A 23501-nucleotide genomic window follows, 5' to 3' on the forward strand; every position below is an offset into this window, starting at 1 on the left:
AATGATAATAAAACTTGTGCGAAACTGGAAGACTTATTTTCCGACAAGATCGGCAAAAGAGGTCATGGCTGATTAGTTGTCCACAAAAACGTTATCGTTTTTAAAAAGAAAAAAAGAAGCAAAAAAAGAAAAACGTGTTGAAATATGGAAAACCTAAGGAGGTTTCCCACATTCCAACACGACAAACAATAACAAATTATTATCTTTATTTAAACTGTCAACTTATTTTAGGACGAGTCACCCGGGAGACTACTTTACATATTGGTTCGAAGTCGGAGACATTCGAACAGCGGGTGTTTTTTGCAATAGGGATAGAAGTGGATACCGGCCAATGCGGATAAGGCCTGCGCAGTATGAACGTTTAGCCCGGGCCGCAGGTATTGCCATTTATTTCGCCCAAAAATGGCCAGGACGCTAAGGAAAGCCAGAAAATTACTTTGCGCCTTTGCGATCTTTGCGCGAAAAACCTCCTTGGCGCAAGTCTTGTGTTTTGGACATTGAGTGATGGAGGACTTGTGACTTTCTTAGTCTGAAAGTTCGGCTTCTATGAGGTGAATCGTCCTAAAAGACATGTTCCGTATATCACAAGTCAGCCGCCCACATGCAAACGCACAAGACTTGCGCTAAACTGGGCGAGGTTCCGTATTTACCAAACGGCTTTTTTACTTATCCTCCAACATCTCTTTGCTCCACCGCCTGCCGTCATAAATTACCTCCTTGTCTCCAAACCGGTCGAGATATTGTGGTGCAACCCATCCCTCAATCCGCCTTATCATGCCATAAGGCGATGTTGTGCGCAGCACCCGCGGTTTTTGGATGCTACTGGTTACAAAGGTTTCCTGCTCTTGCATTACCAGGTAATCGTTGCCATTACGGTAAACAGCAATATCCTGCCAATCAAAATCTGGCAGCACTAAACCTATGGCAAACATTCCGCTTACTACCAATGCAGCAATGCTTAAAAACATTGCTGCCGGTAGGGCAAAAGGCGGCTTATAAAGCATAAAGCAAATAAGTAAAGTAAATAACAACCCTGCCAGGCCAAACAATCCCATAGACGTTCCAGTAAGCAGCTTTAAGGTGCTATTCAATATTTGGAAGGAAAACAGCTCTTCCCAGGGCATAAGGCCGAGCAGTGCAATAAAAGCAAATGCCAGGATACGCTTGACAGGCCATTTTATTGGTTGCTTAGAAGGAACAGGTTTATGCATGTTGAAAGATAGGTACTTTGGAGGATTTTGCAATAGATGGATTGGATATTTGCTTTCGCCCTTGCTGGTGTTCCCCCGCTCTCCGAAGTCTTCCGCTGTTCGAATGTCTCCGACTTCGAACTACTATGCCTGTAGTTTGCAAAACCCGTATGGATAGCAAAAGTAGCGCACAACACAAGTAGTCGGTAGACTACTTTACATATTTGTTCGAAGTCGGAGACATTCGAACAGTGGTTTTTTTTTGCAATAGGGATAGAAGTGGATACCGGCCAATGCGAATAAGGCCTGCGCAGTATGAACGTATAGCCCGGGCCGCAGGTATTGCCATTTATTTCGCCCAAAAAAATGGCCAGGACGCTAAGGAAAGCCAGAAAATTACTTTGCGCCTTTGCGATCTTTGCGCGAAAAACCTATTAACTTAATGGCATTGCGCGGGTGACAGCAGTGGCTTACCCGGCGAAAAACTTACGAAGTTTCTAAAACTTCGTAAGTCTGGGATTTCTACGGAGTGAAGCATCTATTATTTACCATGCTTCTTCGCCCTGCACAGTTTGCGAATAGATCCTTCACTGCGTTCAGGATGACAAAGCTTTTAAAACATATTCCCAGCCTCCACACCTTCCGGTACAGCCTGCTCTACGCTCCAGTGTTCGGCAATTCTATTAGCCTCAACCCTGAAAATCTCGTAAAACACAAACCCCTTCCCTCCTCTTTTAAATTGCGATTGAACTACTACAAAATCACCCTCGGCAATAACGCGGTGAATTTTTATTTCGCGGTTATGGTCGGTCAACAGGTATTCATCCAATGCCTTACCGGCGCCGGCAACAGCGGGATCATGTTCTGTATAATCAACCTTAAGCAAACCAACGGGCATCTTTTTATCAAGGATTGACCGATAAAATGCATTTACAACCTGCTTGCTATTTTCTGCGGACGCGGTGGTATCAATTTCGGCAGTTCCGTTGGATGCAGTAATGGTTAGCCCGGTTTGGTCGGGCACCTCCTGTATGGCATCCCAATGCCCGGCCAATATACCGTTTTCGAGTTCGAACAGATCGATAACCACCATGTGTTTGCCCATAAATTGAATATTAAGATGGGTAACCACCATATTACCTTCCTGTATGGCCCTTATAATGGGCGATTTGGCCCCTTCAGGAGGCGGCGGCAAGGTTTTAAGGTAATTGATCATCCCTGTAATCCCAGCCCTGCCCTGGGGAACTGTGGGGTTGTGCTGCCTGTAGTTTTCAAGCACAAATTCGGGAATGAGTTCGGCTTTGCGCTGGCCAACAATCAGCTTATAAAATGATAGTACTTTTTGTTTATTTGACAGGGTATCCATAGGTGTATTTGCTTTGGCCGGAACAACCGCGCATAAAATAATGCAGCATATGCCCATTGCCGGTAAGTTTGTAATTTTCATCACGATTGATTAGAATATAAAAATGAAACGTGTTTAACACTTACACTGAGAAATCAGCGCTTCCGGGAACCTGTATAAACAGGCCGGGCATCAGGCTACCCTTTGTTGATATGTAGTTGAAGTAATTATGGAGTAAAGATAGTTTTTTGGAGCAAACATTGAAACATTTTGGAACGAAGAATTTTGGGTAAAAGACAGATACCGCAGGCATTTATCCGAATAGTTTATTGAGCATTGCTTTGGCTTTTTCTTGTTTTTTTTGTAAATTTGAGTTGTACCAAAGCGTTGGCGCTATCCACTTGCTGTGTTGTTTTTATTTTCCATATAAAACAAAGAGCGAAATTCAATAAAAAACACATAAACACTTAATTATCAGGTTTTTAAAATAAAAACATCAAATTAAAAGTATTGCAAAAGTGTTAAAAAGTATCACAAAAGGATGCTAAAAGTGTAGCATTAGTACTTGAAAAGTACACGAAAAGTGCACCAACGATACAAAACAACAGCTAAAAAACTTCGGGAACTTTGTAAAACCGGTTATCGAAATTTACCAGGAATAGCTCCGTTGTTGCGCGGGTAACGGCGGTATAAAACCAGCGGAGAAAATCCATATTGATCATTTCGTCGGTAACGTAGCCCTGGTCAACAAAAACGGCATCCCATTGGCCGCCTTGGGCCTTATGACAGGTAATGGCATACGCAAACTTGATCTGTAAGGCATTGTAATATGGGTTCAGTTTTAGCTCGTTGTGCATGGCCCGTTTGTTGGCAAGGTGGGCATAATCCTTCATTACTTCCTCGTAAAACTTTTTCTGGTTTTCCTGGGATAAGGCCGGCGAATCGGCATACAGGGTATCCAGCAATATTTTACAATCCAGTACCGGGTCTTCGGCGTAGTCAATAAATTCTATCTGCACATCGGCAAAACGGAAACCGTACATTTCTTCCGTCCGGCGCACTTTACGGATCCGGGCAATATCGCCATTGGCAATAAAGTCCGTACTGTTTTCCTCGTTATCCTTTAGCCAGAAGTAGTTGTTTTTCACAATCATAATCTGGTCGCCGCCCGTCAGTTCCTCTTCCCTATACAAAATCCGGTTGCGGATCTGGCCGTTGTACAGGTTAGCGTTTTTGTTCGACCGGCAGATGATGAGTGTTCTGTCGTAGCCGTATTTTCTATAAGCATATTCCAGTCCTTCGGGCAATCGTTCGCCCGTCATCCTGAAAACGTCTTTATAGCCCTTGGTCACAATTTTAGGGGCAACCGCTTCATCTTTCCTGATCAGGTCACGGATTTCTGTAGCGTTAAATAATATCCCGGAGTCTTTTTGCTGGCGAAGTACGTCGGTCAGCTCATATTTAAAAATAGTCAGGCCGAACTTATCCTGCATAATTTTCTCGTTCAGCGCAGGGCTGGTGTCCGAGCCAACGGGAGGTAACTGGGCGGTGTCACCTACCAGCATGAGTTTACAGTTTTTATCATTATACACGTACCGCAACAAGTCAAACAGCAATGAAGCGCGGCTACCAACAGGTTCATCGCTGATCATAGAAGCCTCATCCACAATAAACAAGGTATCGCTGGATAAATTATCGGCAATGGCAAAACCATCGTCCATAGTTAACGCTGCCTTTTTGCGGTAGATGCGCTTGTGAATGGTAAATGCTTTTTTGCCCGAGTAATTGGTGATTACTTTAGCCGCACGGCCCGTTGGCGCCAGTAATACCGAGCGGTAATTATATTGCTTAAGCGCTTTTACTAAGGCCCCAACTATGGTAGTTTTACCTGTACCGGCGTAGCCCCGCAGTATAAAACATTCGTCGCCTTCGCGGCTTTGCAAAAAAGTATGCAGCCTGTCGAACAGTTCCAGTTGCTGGCCGTTTGGGGTATGCGGAAATGCTTTGCGGATATGATCAATTACTGTCACCCTGCAAAAATGCTGATAAGTAATTGAAAAACCTTTAGCCATATTAAAAAGCTAAGCGGATTAGTTATAAATTTGGCCATGGAATTTGAAGAGTACAAGCAGGAAGAACAGGACGAAGAAGACTACGTAGAAATATACTCGCGGAAGACAATTTTTGGCTTTGCAATTTTCAGCACAATGTACGCGGGCGTGTTATTGATTATCAATTTATGGGTTGCCGGATATAAGCAAATCATAAGCCAGGTAGTGCTTTTTATTTTAGGCTTTTCTTTTCTGTCACGTTACCTGGTTCAACTTTTAGGGTTTAAAATAGATGTTGTAGCGTTACAAAAAACAATCGCAGCAAAAAAACAGCTTACCAACGAGCAACTTTTGCAGTTATCGGCTTTGACTGCCGTACAAATAGGGCTCAACGTTATCGCTGGCTTAGTGCTTACCCGTTATTTTTTCAAAAAGTACTTTCCTGACGATGACTATTACCCGAGGCCTATTTATAGACCTGTGATCATTTTTATCATCCTTATCCTTTTTTTAGGATTTATAATATAAGCGTCGTGTTTTCCACATCATTTATATTGCCGCCTATATGTATCTGCTAAAAAATATTACTTTTGTTTAAACCGGCATGAGCGAATACAATTACAATTACCATGATGATGACTTTAGCCTTGATAAGGCGCAAGGTTATACCTTACTGATACAAATTGATAAAACAACGTTTACCTACGCTGTTACCGATCAAAATAAGCTGATTGCTGTTGCCGACAACCACCCGCTTGATGAATTGAGTAACCCCGAAGAGTTGCTGGACCTGTTATCTGCAAACTTTAAAAATGTGGTTATTGGCTTGCCTGCAACTGGCTTCTCGCTGCTGCCACAAACTGTTTTTAACCCGGATAAGCTTACAGACTTTGCCCGTTTCCTGGATGTTAAAGCCGATGAAAAGGTATTATCGCAACCCTTGGATAACCATAACGTTATTATATATAAAACGCCCGAAGTTATCGTAAACGCCGCCGACGAATTTGGCTTACGCAACACCGTTTACACATCAAAAGGCTGGTTAAATGTTTTGGCCCGTAACCAACCCGGCGATAGAGACTTGTTTGTGAACATTAACGGCGATACTGCCGAAATTGCCAACTTTAACTTTGGCAAGCTTCGTTTTTATAACACTTTTGAATTTACAGGCAAAGATGACCTGGCTTATTTTGTTTCATTTGTAGCTGATGAGTTAAATTTACAGGCCGCCTATACCTATATTTATATAAGTGGCAACGCCGATGCCGATGATGAGAACATTACACGCCTGGCCGAATTTTTTGGCAAGGTTGAAGTGAATACCACAAAAATTCTGCAAACCCCGCTTGAAATTGAGGGGCATAAAATACTGTCACTTGCTGCCCTATCATTATGCGTATCATCGGAGGCACTTTAAGAGGATTAAGGCTTAATCCACCCAAAAACCTTCCGGTGCGCCCCACTACCGACCTGGCCAAGGAAGCGCTTTTTAATATTCTTTTAAATCAAATAGAATTTGAAGGCATAAAGGTGCTTGACCTGTTTAGCGGCACCGGCAACATCTCATTGGAGTTTGCTTCAAGGGGTGCGGCCGAAGTAATATCTGTAGACAGGAGCATTCACTGCGTTAACTACCTGAAAGATACATCGCGCCAGCATAAACTGGACCAGGTGAAAGTATATAAGGAAGATGTTTTCAAATATCTGCAGATCGAAACCGAGCAGTACGACCTTGTTTTTGCCGATCCGCCGTATGATTTGAATAAAATCCCCGAGATACCGAAAATAGTTTTTGAGCGAAACATACTGTTACCCGGCGCCCTCCTGATTGTGGAGCACCAATCGATGCAAAACATCAGCCAGCACCCGGCATTTGTAGAGCAGCGAAAGTATGGGCACTCGTCGTTTTCATTTTTCAGGAACAGTGTTGCAGAACAGGGTTAGTCTGCCTTAATAATAGCCAAAGCGGTATCCGCAAAAAGTTTAAGCTTTTCGTCCCCGGCGTTCGTCACAATTGCATCAACCTGGTTGATATCGGCAAATTTTAAATAAGTTTCGTTGCCTATTTTATCTGCATCACATAATATGTAGGTAAAGGCACTTTGATTGATATATGCCGATGTAATTTCTGCTTCCAGTTCACTGTTTGCAAACAGTCCGTTTTGCGAAATACCATCAACACCTAAAAAAGCCTTACCGGCCCTGTACCGGGCAATATGCTCATTGGCGGCTTTACCATGTACAGCCTGCCTTTTGCTGTCTAACTCTCCGCCTATTATATTCAGCGATACCTGGCAGTTTTGCAACTCATAAATAACAGGTAAAGAGTTTGTTATCACTTTAATTTTTTTATTTTTTATAAACTGGCACAGCCTGAAAACGGTACTGCCGCAATCCATAAAAATAATATCCCCATCGTGAATATGCTCGGCAGCTTTGCGGCAAATACTGTCTTTAACACTTGAATTTTGTGCGGCTTTATTTACAAAATCCAGCGGCTTTGCTAAAGGATCAATTTTCATGGCGCCACCGTGGGTACGGTAAAGTAAACCGTCGCTGGCAAGCTGGTTTAAATCGCGCCGGGCAGTTATCTCCGAAATAGCCAGTGTAGCAGCTAATTCTTTAATATCAACCTCGCCTGTGCTGTTTAGTTGATCGAGAATTTTTTGTTTTCTTTTTTGAAAGTTCATTTAAATAACGTTCATTTGTTCAAAAATAATCAAAATAGATCAAAAACAATCAAAATAGATGAATAAAATCAGAATATTACAAACCGAGATCCTCTCCAATAACTGGTATACTTTAAATAATGTAACGTTTGAGGCTATTAAAAAAGATGGATCGGTACATCAGCTCACGCGCGAAGCTTATGACCGGGGCAACGGCGCGACTATACTGCTTTACAACACACGTCTTAAAACTGTGATACTTACCCGCCAGTTCAGGATGCCCACCTACATTAATGGCAACCACGACGGAATGCTTATAGAGTGCTGCGCGGGGCTGCTAGATGAAAACAACCCGGAAGATTGCATCAGGAAAGAAACGGAAGAAGAAACCGGTTATAAAATAACCAATGTTAAAAAGGTATTTGAGGCTTATATGTCGCCCGGATCGGTAACAGAAATACTTTATTTTTTTATAGCCGAATACACCCCCGACATGAAAGTAAGCGACGGCGGCGGCCTGGACGAAGAAAACGAAAACATAGAAGTATTGGAACTGCCATTTACACAGGCTTTAAATATGATCAGTACCGGCGAAATAAAGGACGCCAAAACAATAATGCTTTTACAGTACGCGCAGTTAAACAACCTAATATCATGACAAGTAAACCTTTAATCATTTTAATTGCAGGCCCCTATCGCTCAGGCACTAATGACGATCCGGCGCTGATGGCCGGTAATTTAAAAAAAATGGAAGAAGCAGCACTACCTATTTTCAGGGCCGGGCATATTCCGGTAATAGGCGAATGGCTTGCCTTACCCTTGTTAAAACAAGCCGGATCAACGCATCCGGGGGATGAAGCCTATCAGGAAATCTCGTACCCGGTATCGCGGCGTATACTGGCAAAATGTGATGCCATTTTAAGGATAGCCGGCGAATCAAAAGGGGCCGATGGCGATGTACAAATTGCCCTGGAGCAAGACATTAAGGTTTATTATAACCTGGAAGATATTATCACGCTTTAAATTCAACCGCGTGCTTAAACTTTAAAAATCATTGCTACTTTTGGTATAGTATTAACACCATACTACTATGAAGATCGCCCTTTTCCCAGGTTCGTTTGATCCGGTTACCAAAGCACATGTAGATATCGTAAAACGCTCTGTTGGCCTGTTTGATAAGCTTTATATAGGCGTTGGCGCCAATAGCAGTAAACAAGGATTATTGAGTATTGAAACCCGGGAGCAAATGTTACGGGCCGTTTTTAAGCATGACGACCGGATACACATTGTAGCTTACGAAGGCCTTACCGTAAATTTTTGCAAAAGCATCGGGGCTGCCTACATGGTCAGGGGCATCCGTACAGTATCTGACTTTGAGTACGAAAAAGCTATAGCCCAGATGAACCATGCATTAATGCCCGATATCGAAAGCATATTTATTGTAAGCAAACCTGGCTACTCATCTATCAGTTCAACCATCGTACGCGAAATTATGCGCCACCATGGCGATGTGGCCCAGTTTATCCCTTCAGAGGCATTAGCTTATTTGTAGCCAGTTTTTCTTTGTGTAAAACATCCAATATAGACGGAAAAGTGTTGTCAATAATAGGCTCGATGTGTTCTTTTTCAAACCAGCGCACATCGGTAATGCCTTCTTCTTTTTGGGGTTTTAGTTTCTCTTTACCCTTGCAATCCATTTTAAACCAGTGCGTTTTTTTCAGCACTATTTCTCCGCGGTTTATATATACGTGGTAAGTTTTACAAATTTTTTCGTTAAGCCTGCTTACTTTAATACCACACTCCTCTTCTACCTCGCGTACAGCGGCTTCTTTAACCTTCTCGTCTTTTTCTATTTTCCCTTTTGGCAAATCCCACTTATCGTTACGGTAAATGAACAAATAATGGCCTGCGGTATTCTTAACAAGTCCACCCGCGGCTTCAATAACGGTAATACTTTTTTTTACGGATTTTAAAAATTCTTTGGCATTATTGCATTTAATGTAAAATAGCTTTTTAGGGTTGGCCAGTATCCAGGTGTAAATTATTTTCAGATCAAATACCTCTGCATCAAGCTTTTCGTAATTTTCTATGCCGTGAGGTTCTGATTCAGTTAGCAGGATAACCTTTTCGTTAATATAAATTCTGTATTTTTGGGCCATGTTTAATAATAATGAGATAGAACAGCAGGTTGCCGAGTTCCTGCTGCAAATTAAAGCAATTAAATTACAACCTAATAATCCTTTTACATGGGCATCAGGATGGAAATCGCCTATTTACTGCGATAATAGGGTAACGCTGTCTCATCCGTCAATCCGCACCTATATCAGGCAACAATTAACTGTTATTATCCAGGAAAAATTTGGTAGCGTTGGCTGCATAGCCGGCGTTGCTACTGCAGGCATCCCACAAGGTGCTTTGGTGGCACAGGAAATGGGGCTTCCATTTATATATGTACGTGCCAAAGCTAAAGAACATGGTACAGGTAGCTTAATTGAGGGCGATGTGCAAACTACCACCGGCAAAAGGGTTGTGGTGATTGAAGACCTGATATCAACAGGAAAAAGCAGCCTTCAAGCGGTTGACGCGTTAAAAAGTGCTGGTTTTGAAGTAGCGGGCCTTGCTGCCATTTTTAGCTACGGTTTTGACGTAGCTACAGAAAACTTTAAAAATGCGGGTTGCCCTTTTGTAACGCTATCAAACTACAACGCCTTGATAAAATATGCCGAAGCAAACCAATACATCAGCGAAAAAGATGTGGCTTTATTAGCCCAATGGCGCGAAAACCCATCTACCTGGGGACAAATTGCATCAAGCTAATTCAGGGTCGTAGCTCGGGTGTCGGGTTGCGGGAAAATGGGTACTGGAATTAAACTATTTTCCACCTGTATGATAATGAAGCCGTCATCTCAAATCTCATTTCTAATATCTCACATCTAAAAAATGACTACATTTACCAGCACCGTCAGCATAAATAAGCCAATAAACGAGGTTTATAATTACCTGGCCGATTTTAATAATCACCAAAAATTAATGCCTGATAGCATACAGGAATGGGTTTCTACTACCGATGAAGCAAGCTTTAGCATACCCAATATGGCTAAGCTATCATTAAAGATAGATAACCGTGTAGCAAACCAGGAAATTGTAATTAAACCGGCAGCTAAACCACCCTTTGCTTTAGAACTAAAATGGTCGTTATCCCCAAATAACGACCAAACTGATGTTGTTTTTACTATTAATGCAGAGTTAAGCATGATGTTGAAGATGCTTGCGTCGGGTCCTCTGCAAAAATTAGCCAACCATGAAACACAAAGTTTATTAAGCATATTAGCTTAAACCTGCGCCAAGATTGGAGGATATTAATATACTTTACGTTTTTGTATGTTGTTGAAAGCTATTACTACGTTGATAATAATTAAGCTTACTATTAATGCTCCCATGACTGTGATAAATTAAAAATTAATTAATATAAAATAATATAGTCAAAGGCTGTTCCATAGGGTTATAATTGGTAAATTTATACTGTATAACGTATAAATCAGCCGTTTAGTTTCAAGCATGCAAATATTTTGTGCAATTGCATCCACGGTTGCCAAAAAAATTGGGCAAACAAATTCTTCCCTATTTCCCCAATTCATTACACAAACATAATATCAGCTTAATTTACCATAAACGAAGTTTTTAGCGTATTTTTGCGCCAAATTACAGGTGCAGCATGATCACGGTATCCAATCTATCTTTACGTTACGGTAAACGTACTTTATTTGAAGACGTTAATCTTAAATTCTCTCAGGGCAATTGTTACGGCATTATCGGTGCTAACGGTGCCGGTAAATCAACTTTCTTAAAAATTCTTTCAGGTGATATCGATCCTACCAGTGGTTCGGTAAGCTTTACCCCCGGCGAACGAATGGCGGTATTAAGTCAAAACCACTATGCTTTTGACGAATTTACAGTACTTGAAACCGTAATGATGGGCCACAAGGAAATGTATGCTGTAATGAAAGAAAAAGATGCCATTTACCTGAAAGAAGATTTTACCGATGCCGATGGCGAACGCGCCGGCGAGCTGGAAAATCTTTTTGCTGAGATGGATGGCTGGAATGCCGAAAGTAATGCGGCTACCCTATTGAGTAACCTTGGCATAAAGGAGGAATTTCATTACAACCTGGTAAAAGATCTGGACAATACCCAGAAAGTACGTGTATTATTGGCGCAGGCGCTTTTTGGCAAACCTGATATTTTGCTATTGGATGAGCCTACCAACGACCTGGACATCCATACAGTAAGCTGGCTTGAAGATTTTTTGGCCTCATACGAGGCTATTGTTTTGGTAGTATCGCACGACAGGCACTTCCTGGATACTGTGTGTACCCATGTTGTTGACATCGATTTTGCCAAGATGACCATTTATACAGGTAACTACACATTCTGGTATGAATCGAGCCAGCTTGCGCTGAAACAACGTTCTGATCAGAATAAAAAGACAGAAGAGCGCGTTAAGGAATTACAGGAGTTTATCCGCAGGTTTAGCGCCAACGCATCTAAATCAAAACAGGCCACCAGCCGTAAAAAAGCTTTGGACAAGATTAACATCGACGAAATTCAACCATCAAACCGTAAATATCCGGGTATCATATTTAACAACCTTGGCCGCGAAGCCGGCGACCAGATATTACAGGTTGAAAACCTGAAGAAATCACTCAACGGCGAGTTGCTATTCAACAATATAAGCTTCACCGTTAATAAAGGCGATAAAATTGCCATATTATCACAAAACAGCCTTGCTACCACAGCCCTTTATAACGTATTAACCGGCCGGGACACCGATTTTAAAGGCACATTTAAATGGGGTGTTACCATAAACCCGGCAGATATCCCTATTGATAACGCCGAATACTTTAAAGGAAAAGATGATAACCTAATTGACTGGCTGCGCGAATATTCGCCGGGCGAGAAGGACGACCAGTTTATCCGCGGCTTTTTAGGCCGAATGTTATTTTCGGGCGAGGAAGTATTAAAGAAAAGCAATGTACTATCGGGAGGCGAGAAAATGCGCTGTATGTTTAGCCGCATGATGCTGCAACAAGCCAACTTGCTGATGTTTGACGAACCAACCAATCACCTCGACCTGGAATCGATCACAGCACTTAATAATGGCATGAAAGACTTCAGGGGCACCATCCTGTTCACCTCACGTGACCATGAGCTGGTTGAAACCGTAGCCAACCGCATTATTGAATTAACACCAGGTGGCTACATCGATAAGCTGATGACTTATGATGAATACATCAATAGCCCGGTTGTTCAAAAACAACGCGAAGATTTGTACGCTGCGGTTTAAAAGCCAGGGAGTCCGAAAGACGGAAAGTCAGGAAAATAGAAAATGACAAAATTCTTTCGGACTTTCCCACTTCCATACTTTCCGACTCAAATAAAAATTAGCATATTTGCAGCCCGGCAAAAAACCGGAGCGACTTGGTAGCTCAGCCGGTAGAGCAACTGACTCTTAATCAGTGGGTCGAGAGTTCGATCCTCTCCCAGGTCACCTTAGGAGGTTGACGAAGTTTTTTCGTTCAACCTCCCTTTTTTTTCCCGTAAGTCCTTATTTGTATAATACCTTTTGCACTTCAATTTAAAATCTCTACTGATGTGATTTTTATTAAGGCACAATTCAATATTAGCCATCGCCTTCAAATCATGTAAAAACTTATTTGTGTACAGGGCGGTCAAGGGCAGCATGCCGGAGTTAGTTCTTAACTCCGGCTTCTTTCGTAAGCCACTGTTAATCTAATCCTACATAAGCTGCGGTGCTAGGTTTGTATCACAGGTTCGACCTTATATTCAAGAATTATCATTTTTTAGGGTAAATCGAACCAATAATAAACCTTCTTTTAACATCGCTGCCCTCATACAATTCTATGAGTTTTTACCGATTATTTAAAACGAATAATGGAAAGCATTTCCCCTTTTTCAAGCTCGTGCGCGGTATAATAAAGGCTGAGCTCATGTCCGGCATTTTTCTTTTCTAACTGTAGCAACTCTTTTACGGCTATCGTCATTTTCAGACCTGGGCCGCTGCCATCAGCAAATGTCCATTTATGCAAAATGTGACCGGCCTCATCCTTTAAGGCGAGGCTCCTGCCTGTACCGGCACCCTTATTCATGCAATGGGTGTAGCCGATCTGTAGCTGCCCGTTTTCCTGGTTTTTCTCCAATTGCAGCACCCGTAAATTCAGCGGCTGGTTCACGTATTGCTTCAACAGGAGCCTGTTGTTCAGATAGATCTCGTAACTGTCCAACCCGAAGCTGTTGGTGAACCCTGATGTAGTAAAATTGAAGGCGATGAGCGTAAACAGCAATAGCAGCGCCCGCCCGATTTTTGTCTTTTTCATATGTTTGATTTTTTAAATAAGTAATTATTAATGATCTTTCAGCACAATATTAAGCGAATAGCCAATACCCAAAAAAAATAGTAGACCAACAACCAAAATAGTAGACGTCAGTTTTTTATGCCTATATTTCCTCTACTATTTGAGTCGTTCGTCGACATAATTTCGCGAATGATTTCCTTTTAGTTTCCTTAGACGAATGCTAATGAACATACAGATGGAACTTCCCGCAAAAACGTTTAAACTGCCGTTCTTCAAACGCAGCTTTTCACTCCGGCATGCGCTGATCCATGGTACCTATTGGGTATTGGTCACCGGGTTTTTCCTGTACGAGAAAAAGTACCTCATCTATAAAACCAACCTGCCCTATTTTTTCGCCTGCGTTAGTGGCCGGATCGGCCTGCTCATTGTAATCGCTTATGTGAACCTGCATTCATTTTTGCCCAAATACGCGCTCAGGAAGCGTTACCTGGCTTATTTCACGGCGGTCATTCTTTCCGTGATGTGCTATGTAATCGTCCAAAGCCTCTATGATTTTTACCTGTATGGTTTTGTGGTTGGCCCGATGTATAACAGCCACTTACCAGAAGCGATTTGGTATAATTTTTTTAGCGCGCTGTGGTACCTTGGCCTGATGCTCGCCCTTAAACTTAGCCTGGACTGGTATGGGCAGCAGCTTATTATTCATAAAATCACGACGGAAAAACTAAATGCGGAAGTCGATTTTTTGCGTGCGCAGGTCAACCCGCATTTTTTATTCAACATCCTGAATAACCTGTATGCGCTAACGCTTAAAAAATCGGAACTGGCGCCCGACGTGGTGCTGAAGCTCTCGGCAATGATGGAGTATATGCTGTATGACAGTAATGATGAAAAGGTGCCGCTGGACAAAGAATTCGGCTACGTCCGGAATTATATCGAACTCGAGCGGCTCAGGTTCAATAGCGGGGGGAATATCAGGGTAACCATAGGCCTTGCTCCCGACGGGCAAATGATAGCGCCGCTGTTATTATTGCCCCTGGTGGAAAATGCATTTAAGCACGGACTCAGCAAAGTAACGGAAAACGGGTGGCTGAACGTAAACATCGGATTGGTGCAATCGGTACTAACTATACATGTTGAAAACACAAAACCGCCGTCGGTAAGCACCGCAGTCAAGGGCGGCATCGGGTTGAATAATTTGCGGAAACGGCTGGAACTGCTTTACCCGGACCGGCATGAGCTGGAACTGGAAGACCGAATTGAAACCTTTAAGGCCAGGCTGGTCATACAACTCTGATGGAAACAATGTTAACAATCGTCGTCGTTGATGATGAGCCGCTGGCGCGGGAAGTAATGGAGGATTATTTAAAAAGAATAGCCGGGATACGGGCGATATACCTTTTCCCCAATGCCAGGACGGCTTTGAGCCATTTGGAAAAACAAGCGGCCGACCTGTTGTTGTTGGATATCGAAATGCCGGAAATGACTGGTATCGAATTTCTGAAACAGCTGCCGGATCCTCCGCTCACTATTTTCACCACCGCCAACCGCAATTACGCTTTTGATGGTTATGAACTGGGCGTGATCGATTTTTTATTGAAGCCCATTGCATTTGACCGCTTCGAACTGGCAATCAGTAAGGCCAGGGAGCTTTTAGCACTGAAAGATCAGCACAGCCACATGGAAGCTACCCCGGAAAGTGGGGACGGCGATTTTATTTTTGTCAAAAGCGGTGTTCAGCGGATCAAACTGCAATTTGGTGAGGTTACGCATATCCAGGGGTTAAAAGATTACGCCGTTATACATACGCCGGTCAAAAAGATCCTGCTTAAAGGATCGGTTAAAGCCATGCTGGATATTTTCCCGCCGGCCCGTTTTATCCGGGTCCATAAATCATTCATCGTGAACATACAAAAGGTCACCCGGCTGGAGCGGAATTGCATCCTGTTAAACGGGCACCAGATACCTATCGGGCGGAGCTTTAAAGATGATCTGGAAAGTGCATTAAAGGCCAGATAAGTTTCTTTTCTTTACTAATGGGTGTTACAATACCATTTTTATATCGACAATGAGGAGTATTAATATAAAACAAAGCTATCCCTCTTTGTGGCAACTCTACTACTTAATTCTATCCAATAGGCGTTCCATAGTTATTCCATCGGGTGCAAGGCAACAGGCGTTTCTAAACTCACGTCAGGAAACACCTTAAAATCCGCACATCACAAACCATTAAAAAGTTTATCGGCCAGGTAAAGTTTAAAATCCTTAATTCTTCCGGTTTCCATATCCTGCCGTGGCAGCATTTTAATACCGCTTATGGTTGTTTTACGCCCAAGGTCAATAACAACCTGGTGCGGGTGTTTGGTGGCATTATCCTTCCATTGGGTATGCCAGATACTGGTATACTGCAGATCAAAGACATTTTCTGATTTACCGTCCTCCCCTTTTAGTTCCTCGCTGTCGGCATACAGCACTTTCCACAGGCCGCGGGGTATTTGTTTTCCGTTCTCATCCAACAATTCAAGCTCGGCCAATGAGGTAAATTGGTCGCCTACAAAGTTATTTAATGCTTCCAGGGCAATATAACGTCCACTTTTTATGGGGAACGTAAACGTTTGCCATTTAGTCGAGTTTTCCATTACTCCCGAATATAACAGGTCATTCAAATTATTTCCAAACTGTTGCCCGGCTTTGCGGTGGTTGCTACTCACAGCCTTTATTTCTGTAAGACTATCGAGTATTGACTTATCCAAACCTTGCAGCCTCTCGGCAGATGGCCGGTGCAAATCCAATACAACCACCTCATTTTTTCCCTTGTTTAGCCAAACTCCGGGCACATACATGGTTTGCGTTGGCCCAATGTTCCAATAGCGGCCCAGGCAATGCCCGTTTATCCAGGTAACGCCTTTTTTAAACCAGCGCATATCCAAATAAAAATCGACCTTGCTTTTTACATTAAAGTAGCCTTTGTAAAATGCGGGCTCATTCAGCTTAGATACGGCATTAATTGGTTTATATTTAAATACCGGGTTGCCTTCACCCAAAGGAATAGAATAATGTTTCCAGCCCTTTAACATAACCTTTTGTGCTCCTGTTATGTTATAAACCTCGCCTTGTAAACCCTTACGGTCGTGCAGGTAATAACCGTAGTTAACCCGCCCCATGGCTTCTACAAAAATCCGGAGCCTGATAGGCTTAATTAGTGCAGGAACTTCAATGATGTGGTCATTCTTCATCCGATTTAATACGCCAATAAGTTTATTATCGATAAAAACTTCAGCGTAATCATGTACTTCGGTAAAATCCAGTTTGCTTTTTGCACCTGCCGGCAGTGTTGTTTCATAAACCATCATCCCATAGCCTTGGTTCAGGTCTTCCATAAAAAGTGTGGTATCACTTAGCACCGGCTTCCCCAATTGACTCATTATTGGGGCTACCATGGTAAGATTAAAAGGCTGTATTTTTTGTACCGGTAACGCGGCCGGCACGTCTGTCAATACCTCGCCTGGCTGAAGATACCTTTTAAGCGTATTACGCAACTCGTCATATTTTGCCGTTGCCGAGCCATTTTCGCTTATGGGTGCATCATAATCATAACTTGATGTTTCGGGGGCGTAAGGCTGACAGTTTGCCCCCGCCCATAAGCCGAATGATGTGCCGCCATGTATCATATATATACTAAAGGAAGCCTTATGATCAAGCATCCAGCCAATTTCTTTTATAAGATGATCACTTGAGCCCGTGTGGTGCGGCGCACCCCAGCTGTCAAACCAGCCCGGATAATACTCGCCGCACATCAGCGGCCCGGTGGGCTGTACCGCGCGCAAGGCCTTAAAGCCGGCTTCGGGATTATTGCCAAAGTTCACCACGGCAAAAATATCCTTTTGAACATCGTTTTTTAGCTGAACGGTGCCGTCGCAGGTAAACAACGGAACGGTAAAGCCTGCCTCCTTTAAATAATCATGCAGCCTTAAAATATATTGTTTGTCGGCCCCAAAGCTGCCATATTCATTTTCAACCTGTACCATTAGTATGGGCCCGCCTTTAGTTATTTGTAAAGGGCCTAACACACGGCCAACTTCTTTTAAATATTGGCGGCAACGTTCCATGTAGTAAGCGTCCTGGGTACGTAATTGAATATCTTTCTTTTTTAACAGCCACCAGGGCAGGCCACCAAACTCCCATTCGGCACATGAATATGGGCCGGGGCGCAGCAAAACATACAGCCCTTCTTCCTGCGCTATTTTACAAAACTCAGCTGCATCGGCTTGCCCTTCCCAGTTAAATTTTCCCGACTCTGTTTCCTGGAAGTTCCAAAACAGGTAAGCGCATACCGTGTTTAGGCCAACGGCTTTCGCCATTTTTAGCCTGTGCCTCCAATATGCCCTGGGTATACGCGCAAAATGCATCTCGCCACAACGGATAACAAAGGGTTTCCCGTTTAACATAAATGATTCTGTGCCAATTTTAAAAGGCTCGTTAATTTCTTGCTGACCAAAGGCGGGCTGAGATGTCAATCCAGCTATTAAAAAGAGCAACCAAACAATATTTTTATTCATTAAAAATAAATTTTAAAACTGTGTTGTAAATTCACAAGAGACAATAACTTTTTCGGCTACTAATAAAAATTAAAGCCTTCAGACGTACGATCCAAAATCGATCAATCCTTTTTTATTTGGAGCGTTATTACAAATGGTTGGGTAAACTTAGCTTCTCCTAAATGCAGATAATATTCGTTTCCGTACGTTTTCTCGATTGTAAATTTTTGAAGGCTATCAGTTAAAAGCGAATTATCTGCAATACTCGTTTTTTCGGGAAGCTTTAATTTTAACGCTTTTGATACAGGTATATTAAAAACTATCATGTAAAGCTTATCGTCGCCTGGCTTTTGTGTAAAATAGCCCCAGTCCTGCTTTTCAAGGCCTGCGTTATCGCATCCATATATTGCTGCCGAATTGGTCTTCATCCATTCACCAACCTCTTTGGCCAGGTTTTGCTCATAGGTACGGATAGTGCCATCGGGCTGGGGGCCAAAATTGAGTACAAAATTACCACCCATGGCGGTGCAGGTGGCCAGCATTTCTTCTATTTCGTAGGGAGTTTTTGTGTGACCCTGCCATATTTTGTGGTATCCCCACTGATTTTCCGGAACGGTCATACAGGCTTCCCAGTCAAAATCAAGGCTTTTTACGTTTGATGGTAGCCTGCGCTCAAAGCTGCCGTCAAAATCGCCAAAATGCCGACCCTTATAATCATGATCTACATGTCCCTGTGCATCTGTTCGAATGCGGTTATTAAGAATAATACCCGGTTTTAGTGCCCGGCAATATTGCTCCAGCTCATAACCCATCTTGTAGTTCTTTTTGTAGGATGCCTCCCATTGCCCATCAAACCAAAGGCCTTTAATACCAGGATAAGTGGTTATCAGCTCTTTCAGCTGATTTTTAACAAATGCAAAGTACCGTTCAAAAGCCTTTTGGTCATCATCCGATTGTATAACCGACCGGTAATCGGGATGATGCCAGTCGAGAATGGAATAATAAAAATAAACGTCAATTCCCTCCTTTTGATAGGCTTTTACAAAAGGCATCAGTAAATCTTTTTTATAAGGTGTTGATGCGACAGAAAAATCTGTAAAGCTACTGGGCCACAGGCAAAACCCTTCGTGGTGTTTGGTTGTCAGGATCACGTATTTTACACCCATATTTTTGGCAATACGAGCCCATTCTGTCGGGTTATATTTTTGAGGATTAAACTGATGGATGAGTTCGGCATATTCTGCGGAGGAAATGTGGGCATCGGCTTTTATCCACTCGGCTGCGCCCGGATAATCTTTACCCTTCCACTGCCCGCCCGGAACGGCATACAAACCCCAATGGATAAATTGTCCGAATCTATTGTCGCGCCATTTTTGCATTGCGGCGTCGGTACGCTTGCTCAATATCGTAGCCCCCATCAATGAATCGGCAGGGGCAATTGTTTGTGCAAATGAAACCGCATTTACAACTGTGCAAATAATAACGATGAGTATAATTTTCTTCATTTTATATGATGAATTTTTTAAGATGAAAGGAGCACCATTTAGCAAAACATGGGTTTGCGATACAATGGTAACAAAATAATAATCTAAAAAAATAGTGAAAACTTACGCAACCGTTTGCGCATGCCGCTACAAACGTTTGCGTGAGTTTTATGCTGCAACAGCAGCAGGCTGCGCCTTATTTTCTATTTTAATTTTAGTTAGTTTCGAGGATGTTAACCCTCAAAATCAACATTTTCATATGCGAAAACTGACTTTTCTGCTTGTTTTATTTTTGCCAATACATCTTTTTGCCCAACAATTTGAACCGGTAAAGGCACTGGTTAAAAGGCGTGCCCCCTGGTTAAGTGATCATATTATTTTCAGGGCATTAAAATCCCCCGACTCTGAAATAGCCCAGCTACAAACGGTAAAAAACAAACTGGTGATCAGCGCATCAGGGGCTAATGCAGCAGCCGTTGGTGTAAACTGGTATTTAAAATATTATTGCAATAGGTCTATGTCGCATATGGGCGATAACCTGGCGCCGGTGTTTCCGATTCCGGCGGTTGGCAAAAAAGAGACTGTAAAAGCGGAGGCAAAGTATCGCTATGCATTAAATTATTGTACCTATAACTATACCATGAGCTTTTATAGCTGGGCCGATTGGGAACGGGAGCTTGACTGGATGGCGCTAAATGGTGTTAATACGATGCTTACCGTTGAAGGCATGGAAGCGGTATGGCAAAATACACTGAGGAAGATAGGGTATAACGAAAATGAAATTAACAACTTTATAGTTGGCCCCGCTTATACCGCATGGTGGCTGATGGGAAATATTGAAGGCTGGGGCGGACCGATGCCTCAAAGCCAGGTTGACAACCGGAAGCTGATTCAGCAAAAAATGATAAAGCGAATGCAGGAATTGGGTATAGAACCTGTGTTGCAGGGTTTTTATGGAATGGTGCCAAGTTCGTTAAAAAATAAAAGCAAAGCGCATATCATTGATCAGGGTAACTGGGGCGCTTTTAAAAGGCCCGACATACTTGACCCTACCGATCCTGAATTTAGCCGCATAGCCGGCATATATTACAGTGAAATGCAGAAATTATACGGCAAAAACATTCACTTTTTTGCAGGCGATCCTTTTCATGAGGGAGGTAAAACCGACGGTATAGATCTGAAGAAGGCCGGGGCAAGCATACAGGCATCAATGCAAAGTTATTATCCTGGCTCGTCATGGGTGCTGCAGGGCTGGCAGGATAATCCCAAACAGGCAATGCTTGATGGTCTTGATAAATCAAAAGTATTGGTGCAGGAGCTTTTTGGTGAGTTTACCAACAACTGGGAAAAACGTAAGGCATATGACAACACCCCTTTTATATGGTGCAGTGTTAACAATTTTGGCGAACGCCCCGGTGTATACGGCAAATTACAGCGCTTTGCCGATGAAATTTACAGGGCAAGGCAAAGTACATATAGCAATTATCTGAAAGGCGTAGGAATAATGCCGGAAGGTATTAATAATAATCCGCCCGATTATGACCTGATGCTTGAACTGGGCTGGCGTAAGGAACACATTGATACCAAAAACTGGATTAATGATTACGCCAAATACCGTTATGGTGTAAACAATACGCATACAAGTAATGCATGGCAGGGCTTTTTACAAACCATTTACCAAAGTCTTCCCGGTTATCAGGAAGGCGCAGGTGAGTCTATTTTCTGCGCAAGGCCCGCACTTAAGGTTAAATCAATCTCCAGCTGGGGCACGCTTACCCGGAATTATGATACTGTACAATTTGAAAAAGCGGTAAACGAGTTTGCACTGGCTGCACCAGAGCTCATGAATTCGGCCACCTACAAAATAGATCTCATCAATATGGTCAGGCAGGTGTTATCCAATAAAGGAACGCTTGTTTTTAATGACCTGGTAACAGCATACAACAATAAGGATTTATCGGCCTTTAGCAAGGCAAGCGAGAAGTTTCTGCATATGATAAAATTGACAGACGACTTATTAAATACAGATGGTTACTTCAGGCTCAACACCTATCTCAAACAATCTATAGCCAACGGAAACACTGCCGAAGAGAAAGCAAATAATTTAAAAAACGCCTTAATGCAGATTACCTATTGGGGAGAAAACATACGTACCGAAGATAACCTGCATGAATATGCCTATAAAGAATGGGCCGGCCTGATGGATGGTTATTACCTGCCCCGCTGGGAAATTTATTTTGATTACCTGCGCGGTAACCTGCAAGGCAAAAACGTTCCCGAGCCCGATTACTTTTCCTGGGAGCGCAAATGGGTGGATGAAAACCAGAAGCTAAATCCCGAAAAACCACACAGGCCTTTGCAGGAAGTGGTTAACGAAATTTTATCGATGTAAACTTAAACTCCCATTTTAATTCAAACTAACAGACCGCTATGCGTCAATTCAAAAAAACGGCCTTAATTACGTTATTAATTTCCCTAATATTTTCCTCTTCGTATGCTCAAAAGAAAATAGGAACAGAAACACCCGAACAAAAAGCTAAACGCATGGCCTGGTGGACCAACGATCGGTTTGGCATGTTTATTCATTGGGGGCTTTACTCACAAGCCGCGAGGCACGAATGGGTAAAAAGATGGGAACGCATGACCGATAAACAATACCAGCCTTATTTTGACGAGTTTAACCCCGATTTGTTTAACCCCAAAGAATGGGCAAAAAAAGCCAAGGCAGCCGGAATGAAATATGCCGTGCTTACTACCAAACACCACGAAGGATTTTGCCTGTTTGATTCAAAATACACCAATTATAAGGCCACCAATACCACTGCCAAAAGAGACCTTGTAAGGGAATTTGTAAATGCATTTAGGGCCGAGGGCATAAAAATAGGGTTCTATTATTCACTGTTAGACTGGCACCACCCTGATTTTACGGTTGATGTTTTACACCCATTGCAACCGGCAAGCGAAAAGGATGAGGATTATGATAAGGTGAATAAAGGCCGCGATATGGCCAGGTACCGCACCTACATGCACAACCAGATTAAAGAACTGCTTAGCAACTACGGTAAAATTGACATGCTTTGGCTCGATTTTTCGTACCCCGACAACGGCAAACATGGTAAAGGCAGCAAAGATTGGGGATCTGTTGAATTGGTTAAAGAGATAAGAAAGCTGCAGCCCAATATTATAATTGATAATCGCCTTGATATAAACGATTACCAGGACGGATGGGATTACCTGACACCCGAACAGGTAAACTTAACAGAATGGACCAAGAAAAACGATTATAAAAACTACTGGGAAACCTGCCAAACGTTTTCTGGTTCATGGGGATATTTCCGCGATGAAAACAGCTGGAAAAGCACCAGACAGTTAGTTACGATGCTGATAGAGGCCGTAAGCAAGCGCGGCAATTTGCTGCTGAATGTGGGACCTACTGCACGTGGTTTATTTGATAAACGCGCTAACGAAAGGCTTGACGGAATAGCAGCCTGGATGAAATACAACAGCCGCGCTATTTACGGATGCACCGAAGCCCCGGAAACATTTAAAGCGCCGGAACATACCATGCTTACCTACAATGCCAATACCAGGCGTTTGTATGTGCACTTATTGGAGTATCCGGGCAAAACTATCATTTTACCGGGCTATAAGGATAAGATAAAATATATACAGTTTTTACATGATGCATCAGAGATACAAACCGATAGCAAATCAAAAGACACAGGAAACGACCTTGTATTAAACCTCCCCGAAACTAAACCTGATACCGAAATACCTGTAATTGAACTGGTATTAAACTAAATTTTATATATCCAGCTATAAAATTTATCCATCATCAATAATTATATTA

The 23501-nt window shown here is 42.6% G+C and carries 21 protein-coding genes and 1 tRNA gene; 14 read left to right on the forward strand and 8 right to left on the reverse strand.

Going from position 1 to position 23501, the window contains the following annotated elements; genetic code table 11:
- Positions 1-662 precede the first annotated feature (662 nt).
- The 3 genes from AC1DXF_RS21520 to AC1DXF_RS21530 form a co-directional block, all read right to left on the reverse strand.
- A complete protein-coding gene (locus AC1DXF_RS21520) occupies positions 663-1211 on the reverse strand; it encodes a hypothetical protein (protein ID WP_477450762.1) in 549 nt (182 codons plus the stop codon).
- A 592-nt stretch (positions 1212-1803) separates the two neighbouring features.
- On the reverse strand, positions 1804-2637 hold the full coding sequence (locus AC1DXF_RS21525; protein ID WP_477450763.1) for a nuclear transport factor 2 family protein: 834 nt from the start codon (positions 2635-2637) through the stop codon (positions 1804-1806).
- A gap of 506 nt (positions 2638-3143) precedes the next feature.
- Positions 3144-4607 carry an ATP-dependent DNA helicase gene (locus tag AC1DXF_RS21530; protein ID WP_477450764.1) on the reverse strand — a complete coding sequence of 488 codons (1464 nt, stop codon included), beginning with the start codon at positions 4605-4607 and terminating at the stop codon, positions 3144-3146.
- Between the two features lie 36 nt (positions 4608-4643).
- On the opposite strand from AC1DXF_RS21530, the gene AC1DXF_RS21535 reads away from it, so the two are divergent.
- From AC1DXF_RS21535 to rsmD, 3 genes are all read left to right on the forward strand, one after another.
- Positions 4644-5114: a hypothetical protein gene (locus tag AC1DXF_RS21535; protein ID WP_477450765.1), complete on the forward strand. Its 471-nt coding sequence runs from the start codon at positions 4644-4646 to the stop codon at positions 5112-5114.
- A 76-nt stretch (positions 5115-5190) separates the two neighbouring features.
- Entirely contained in the window at positions 5191-6003 is an 813-nt protein-coding gene (locus tag AC1DXF_RS21540; protein ID WP_477450766.1) for a DUF3822 family protein, read from the forward strand.
- A complete protein-coding gene (gene rsmD / locus AC1DXF_RS21545) occupies positions 5979-6530 on the forward strand; it encodes a 16S rRNA (guanine(966)-N(2))-methyltransferase RsmD (RefSeq protein ID WP_477450767.1) in 552 nt (183 codons plus the stop codon). The genes AC1DXF_RS21540 and rsmD overlap by 25 nt, the downstream gene beginning before the upstream one ends.
- Here rsmD and AC1DXF_RS21550 read toward each other — a convergent pair.
- Positions 6527-7276, reverse strand: a complete 750-nt coding sequence (locus AC1DXF_RS21550; RefSeq protein ID WP_477450768.1) for a DeoR/GlpR family DNA-binding transcription regulator — start codon at positions 7274-7276, stop codon at positions 6527-6529. The two genes, rsmD and AC1DXF_RS21550, sit on opposite strands and share 4 nt — an antisense overlap.
- Positions 7277-7334: 58 nt before the next feature.
- On the opposite strand from AC1DXF_RS21550, the gene nudK reads away from it, so the two are divergent.
- The 3 genes from nudK to coaD all read left to right on the forward strand — a co-directional run bounded on the left by nudK (position 7335) and on the right by coaD (position 8807).
- A complete protein-coding gene (gene nudK / locus AC1DXF_RS21555; protein ID WP_477450769.1) occupies positions 7335-7913 on the forward strand; it encodes a GDP-mannose pyrophosphatase NudK in 579 nt (192 codons plus the stop codon).
- Complete coding sequence (locus tag AC1DXF_RS21560) at positions 7910-8278, forward strand: DUF4406 domain-containing protein (RefSeq protein ID WP_477450770.1); 369 nt, start codon at positions 7910-7912, stop codon at positions 8276-8278. The genes nudK and AC1DXF_RS21560 overlap by 4 nt, the downstream gene beginning before the upstream one ends.
- A gap of 67 nt (positions 8279-8345) precedes the next feature.
- Entirely contained in the window at positions 8346-8807 is a 462-nt protein-coding gene (gene coaD / locus AC1DXF_RS21565) for a pantetheine-phosphate adenylyltransferase (protein WP_477450771.1), read from the forward strand.
- Here coaD and AC1DXF_RS21570 read toward each other — a convergent pair.
- Positions 8776-9414, reverse strand: coding sequence for an NUDIX hydrolase (locus tag AC1DXF_RS21570; protein ID WP_477450772.1), 639 nt, complete (start codon positions 9412-9414; stop codon positions 8776-8778). The two genes, coaD and AC1DXF_RS21570, sit on opposite strands and share 32 nt — an antisense overlap.
- On the opposite strand from AC1DXF_RS21570, the gene pyrE reads away from it, so the two are divergent.
- The 4 genes from pyrE to AC1DXF_RS21590 all read left to right on the forward strand — a co-directional run bounded on the left by pyrE (position 9413) and on the right by AC1DXF_RS21590 (position 12803).
- Complete coding sequence (gene pyrE / locus AC1DXF_RS21575; RefSeq protein WP_477450773.1) at positions 9413-10072, forward strand: orotate phosphoribosyltransferase; 660 nt, start codon at positions 9413-9415, stop codon at positions 10070-10072. The two genes, AC1DXF_RS21570 and pyrE, sit on opposite strands and share 2 nt — an antisense overlap.
- A gap of 123 nt (positions 10073-10195) precedes the next feature.
- On the forward strand, positions 10196-10591 hold the full coding sequence (locus AC1DXF_RS21580; RefSeq protein WP_477450774.1) for an SRPBCC family protein: 396 nt from the start codon (positions 10196-10198) through the stop codon (positions 10589-10591).
- Positions 10592-10970: 379 nt separating this feature from the next.
- A complete protein-coding gene (locus AC1DXF_RS21585; RefSeq protein WP_477384611.1) occupies positions 10971-12599 on the forward strand; it encodes an ABC-F family ATP-binding cassette domain-containing protein in 1629 nt (542 codons plus the stop codon).
- Between the two features lie 131 nt (positions 12600-12730).
- A tRNA-Lys gene (locus AC1DXF_RS21590) sits at positions 12731-12803 on the forward strand.
- A 388-nt stretch (positions 12804-13191) separates the two neighbouring features.
- On the opposite strand, the gene AC1DXF_RS21595 is transcribed toward AC1DXF_RS21590, so the two are convergent.
- Positions 13192-13650 (reverse strand): hypothetical protein, encoded by a 459-nt coding sequence (locus AC1DXF_RS21595; protein ID WP_477450775.1) that lies wholly within the window; start codon positions 13648-13650, stop codon positions 13192-13194.
- Positions 13651-13864: 214 nt separating this feature from the next.
- Between AC1DXF_RS21595 and AC1DXF_RS21600 the strand changes: the two genes are divergently transcribed.
- Both AC1DXF_RS21600 and AC1DXF_RS21605 read left to right on the forward strand, forming a co-directional pair.
- Positions 13865-14926, forward strand: a complete 1062-nt coding sequence (locus AC1DXF_RS21600) for a sensor histidine kinase (RefSeq protein ID WP_477450776.1) — start codon at positions 13865-13867, stop codon at positions 14924-14926.
- Positions 14927-14934: 8 nt separating this feature from the next.
- Positions 14935-15648: a LytR/AlgR family response regulator transcription factor gene (locus AC1DXF_RS21605; protein ID WP_477450777.1), complete on the forward strand. Its 714-nt coding sequence runs from the start codon at positions 14935-14937 to the stop codon at positions 15646-15648.
- Positions 15649-15848: 200 nt separating this feature from the next.
- Here AC1DXF_RS21605 and AC1DXF_RS21610 read toward each other — a convergent pair whose 3' ends face one another.
- Both AC1DXF_RS21610 and AC1DXF_RS21615 read right to left on the reverse strand, forming a co-directional pair.
- The gene (locus AC1DXF_RS21610) at positions 15849-18188 is read right to left on the reverse strand and encodes a beta-galactosidase (protein ID WP_477450778.1); all 2340 of its coding nucleotides are present in this window, start codon (positions 18186-18188) and stop codon (positions 15849-15851) included.
- A 101-nt stretch (positions 18189-18289) separates the two neighbouring features.
- Complete coding sequence (locus AC1DXF_RS21615; RefSeq protein WP_477450779.1) at positions 18290-19672, reverse strand: alpha-L-fucosidase; 1383 nt, start codon at positions 19670-19672, stop codon at positions 18290-18292.
- Positions 19673-19766: 94 nt separating this feature from the next.
- Between AC1DXF_RS21615 and AC1DXF_RS21620 the strand changes: the two genes are divergently transcribed.
- Together AC1DXF_RS21620 and AC1DXF_RS21625 are read left to right on the forward strand one after the other, a co-directional pair.
- Positions 19767-22043, forward strand: a complete 2277-nt coding sequence (locus AC1DXF_RS21620) for an alpha-N-acetylglucosaminidase (RefSeq protein WP_477450780.1) — start codon at positions 19767-19769, stop codon at positions 22041-22043.
- A gap of 38 nt (positions 22044-22081) precedes the next feature.
- Positions 22082-23452, forward strand: coding sequence for an alpha-L-fucosidase (locus tag AC1DXF_RS21625; RefSeq protein ID WP_477450781.1), 1371 nt, complete (start codon positions 22082-22084; stop codon positions 23450-23452).
- Positions 23453-23501: the final 49 nt, after the last annotated feature.

Source organism: Mucilaginibacter sp. P2_A5 (assembly GCF_056404995.1).

Bases quoted from the DNA above. Each gene is read 5' to 3' on its own strand.
- AC1DXF_RS21520 (WP_477450762.1), bottom strand. From the start codon at position 1,211: ATGCATAAACCTGTTCCTTCTAAGCAACCAATAAAATGGCCTGTCAAG.
- AC1DXF_RS21580 (WP_477450774.1), top strand. From the start codon at position 10,196: ATGACTACATTTACCAGCACCGTCAGCATAAATAAGCCAATAAACGAG.
- AC1DXF_RS21525 (WP_477450763.1), bottom strand. From the start codon at position 2,637: ATGAAAATTACAAACTTACCGGCAATGGGCATATGCTGCATTATTTTA.
- rsmD (WP_477450767.1), top strand. From the start codon at position 5,979: ATGCGTATCATCGGAGGCACTTTAAGAGGATTAAGGCTTAATCCACCC.
- AC1DXF_RS21610 (WP_477450778.1), bottom strand. From the start codon at position 18,188: ATGAATAAAAATATTGTTTGGTTGCTCTTTTTAATAGCTGGATTGACA.
- nudK (WP_477450769.1), top strand. From the start codon at position 7,335: ATGAATAAAATCAGAATATTACAAACCGAGATCCTCTCCAATAACTGG.
- AC1DXF_RS21550 (WP_477450768.1), bottom strand. From the start codon at position 7,276: ATGAACTTTCAAAAAAGAAAACAAAAAATTCTCGATCAACTAAACAGC.
- pyrE (WP_477450773.1), top strand. From the start codon at position 9,413: ATGTTTAATAATAATGAGATAGAACAGCAGGTTGCCGAGTTCCTGCTG.
- coaD (WP_477450771.1), top strand. From the start codon at position 8,346: ATGAAGATCGCCCTTTTCCCAGGTTCGTTTGATCCGGTTACCAAAGCA.
- AC1DXF_RS21530 (WP_477450764.1), bottom strand. From the start codon at position 4,607: ATGGCTAAAGGTTTTTCAATTACTTATCAGCATTTTTGCAGGGTGACA.
- AC1DXF_RS21600 (WP_477450776.1), top strand. From the start codon at position 13,865: ATGGAACTTCCCGCAAAAACGTTTAAACTGCCGTTCTTCAAACGCAGC.
- AC1DXF_RS21540 (WP_477450766.1), top strand. From the start codon at position 5,191: ATGAGCGAATACAATTACAATTACCATGATGATGACTTTAGCCTTGAT.
- AC1DXF_RS21615 (WP_477450779.1), bottom strand. From the start codon at position 19,672: ATGAAGAAAATTATACTCATCGTTATTATTTGCACAGTTGTAAATGCG.
- AC1DXF_RS21595 (WP_477450775.1), bottom strand. From the start codon at position 13,650: ATGAAAAAGACAAAAATCGGGCGGGCGCTGCTATTGCTGTTTACGCTC.
- AC1DXF_RS21625 (WP_477450781.1), top strand. From the start codon at position 22,082: ATGCGTCAATTCAAAAAAACGGCCTTAATTACGTTATTAATTTCCCTA.
- AC1DXF_RS21605 (WP_477450777.1), top strand. From the start codon at position 14,935: ATGTTAACAATCGTCGTCGTTGATGATGAGCCGCTGGCGCGGGAAGTA.
- AC1DXF_RS21570 (WP_477450772.1), bottom strand. From the start codon at position 9,414: ATGGCCCAAAAATACAGAATTTATATTAACGAAAAGGTTATCCTGCTA.
- AC1DXF_RS21560 (WP_477450770.1), top strand. From the start codon at position 7,910: ATGACAAGTAAACCTTTAATCATTTTAATTGCAGGCCCCTATCGCTCA.
- AC1DXF_RS21585 (WP_477384611.1), top strand. From the start codon at position 10,971: ATGATCACGGTATCCAATCTATCTTTACGTTACGGTAAACGTACTTTA.
- AC1DXF_RS21535 (WP_477450765.1), top strand. From the start codon at position 4,644: ATGGAATTTGAAGAGTACAAGCAGGAAGAACAGGACGAAGAAGACTAC.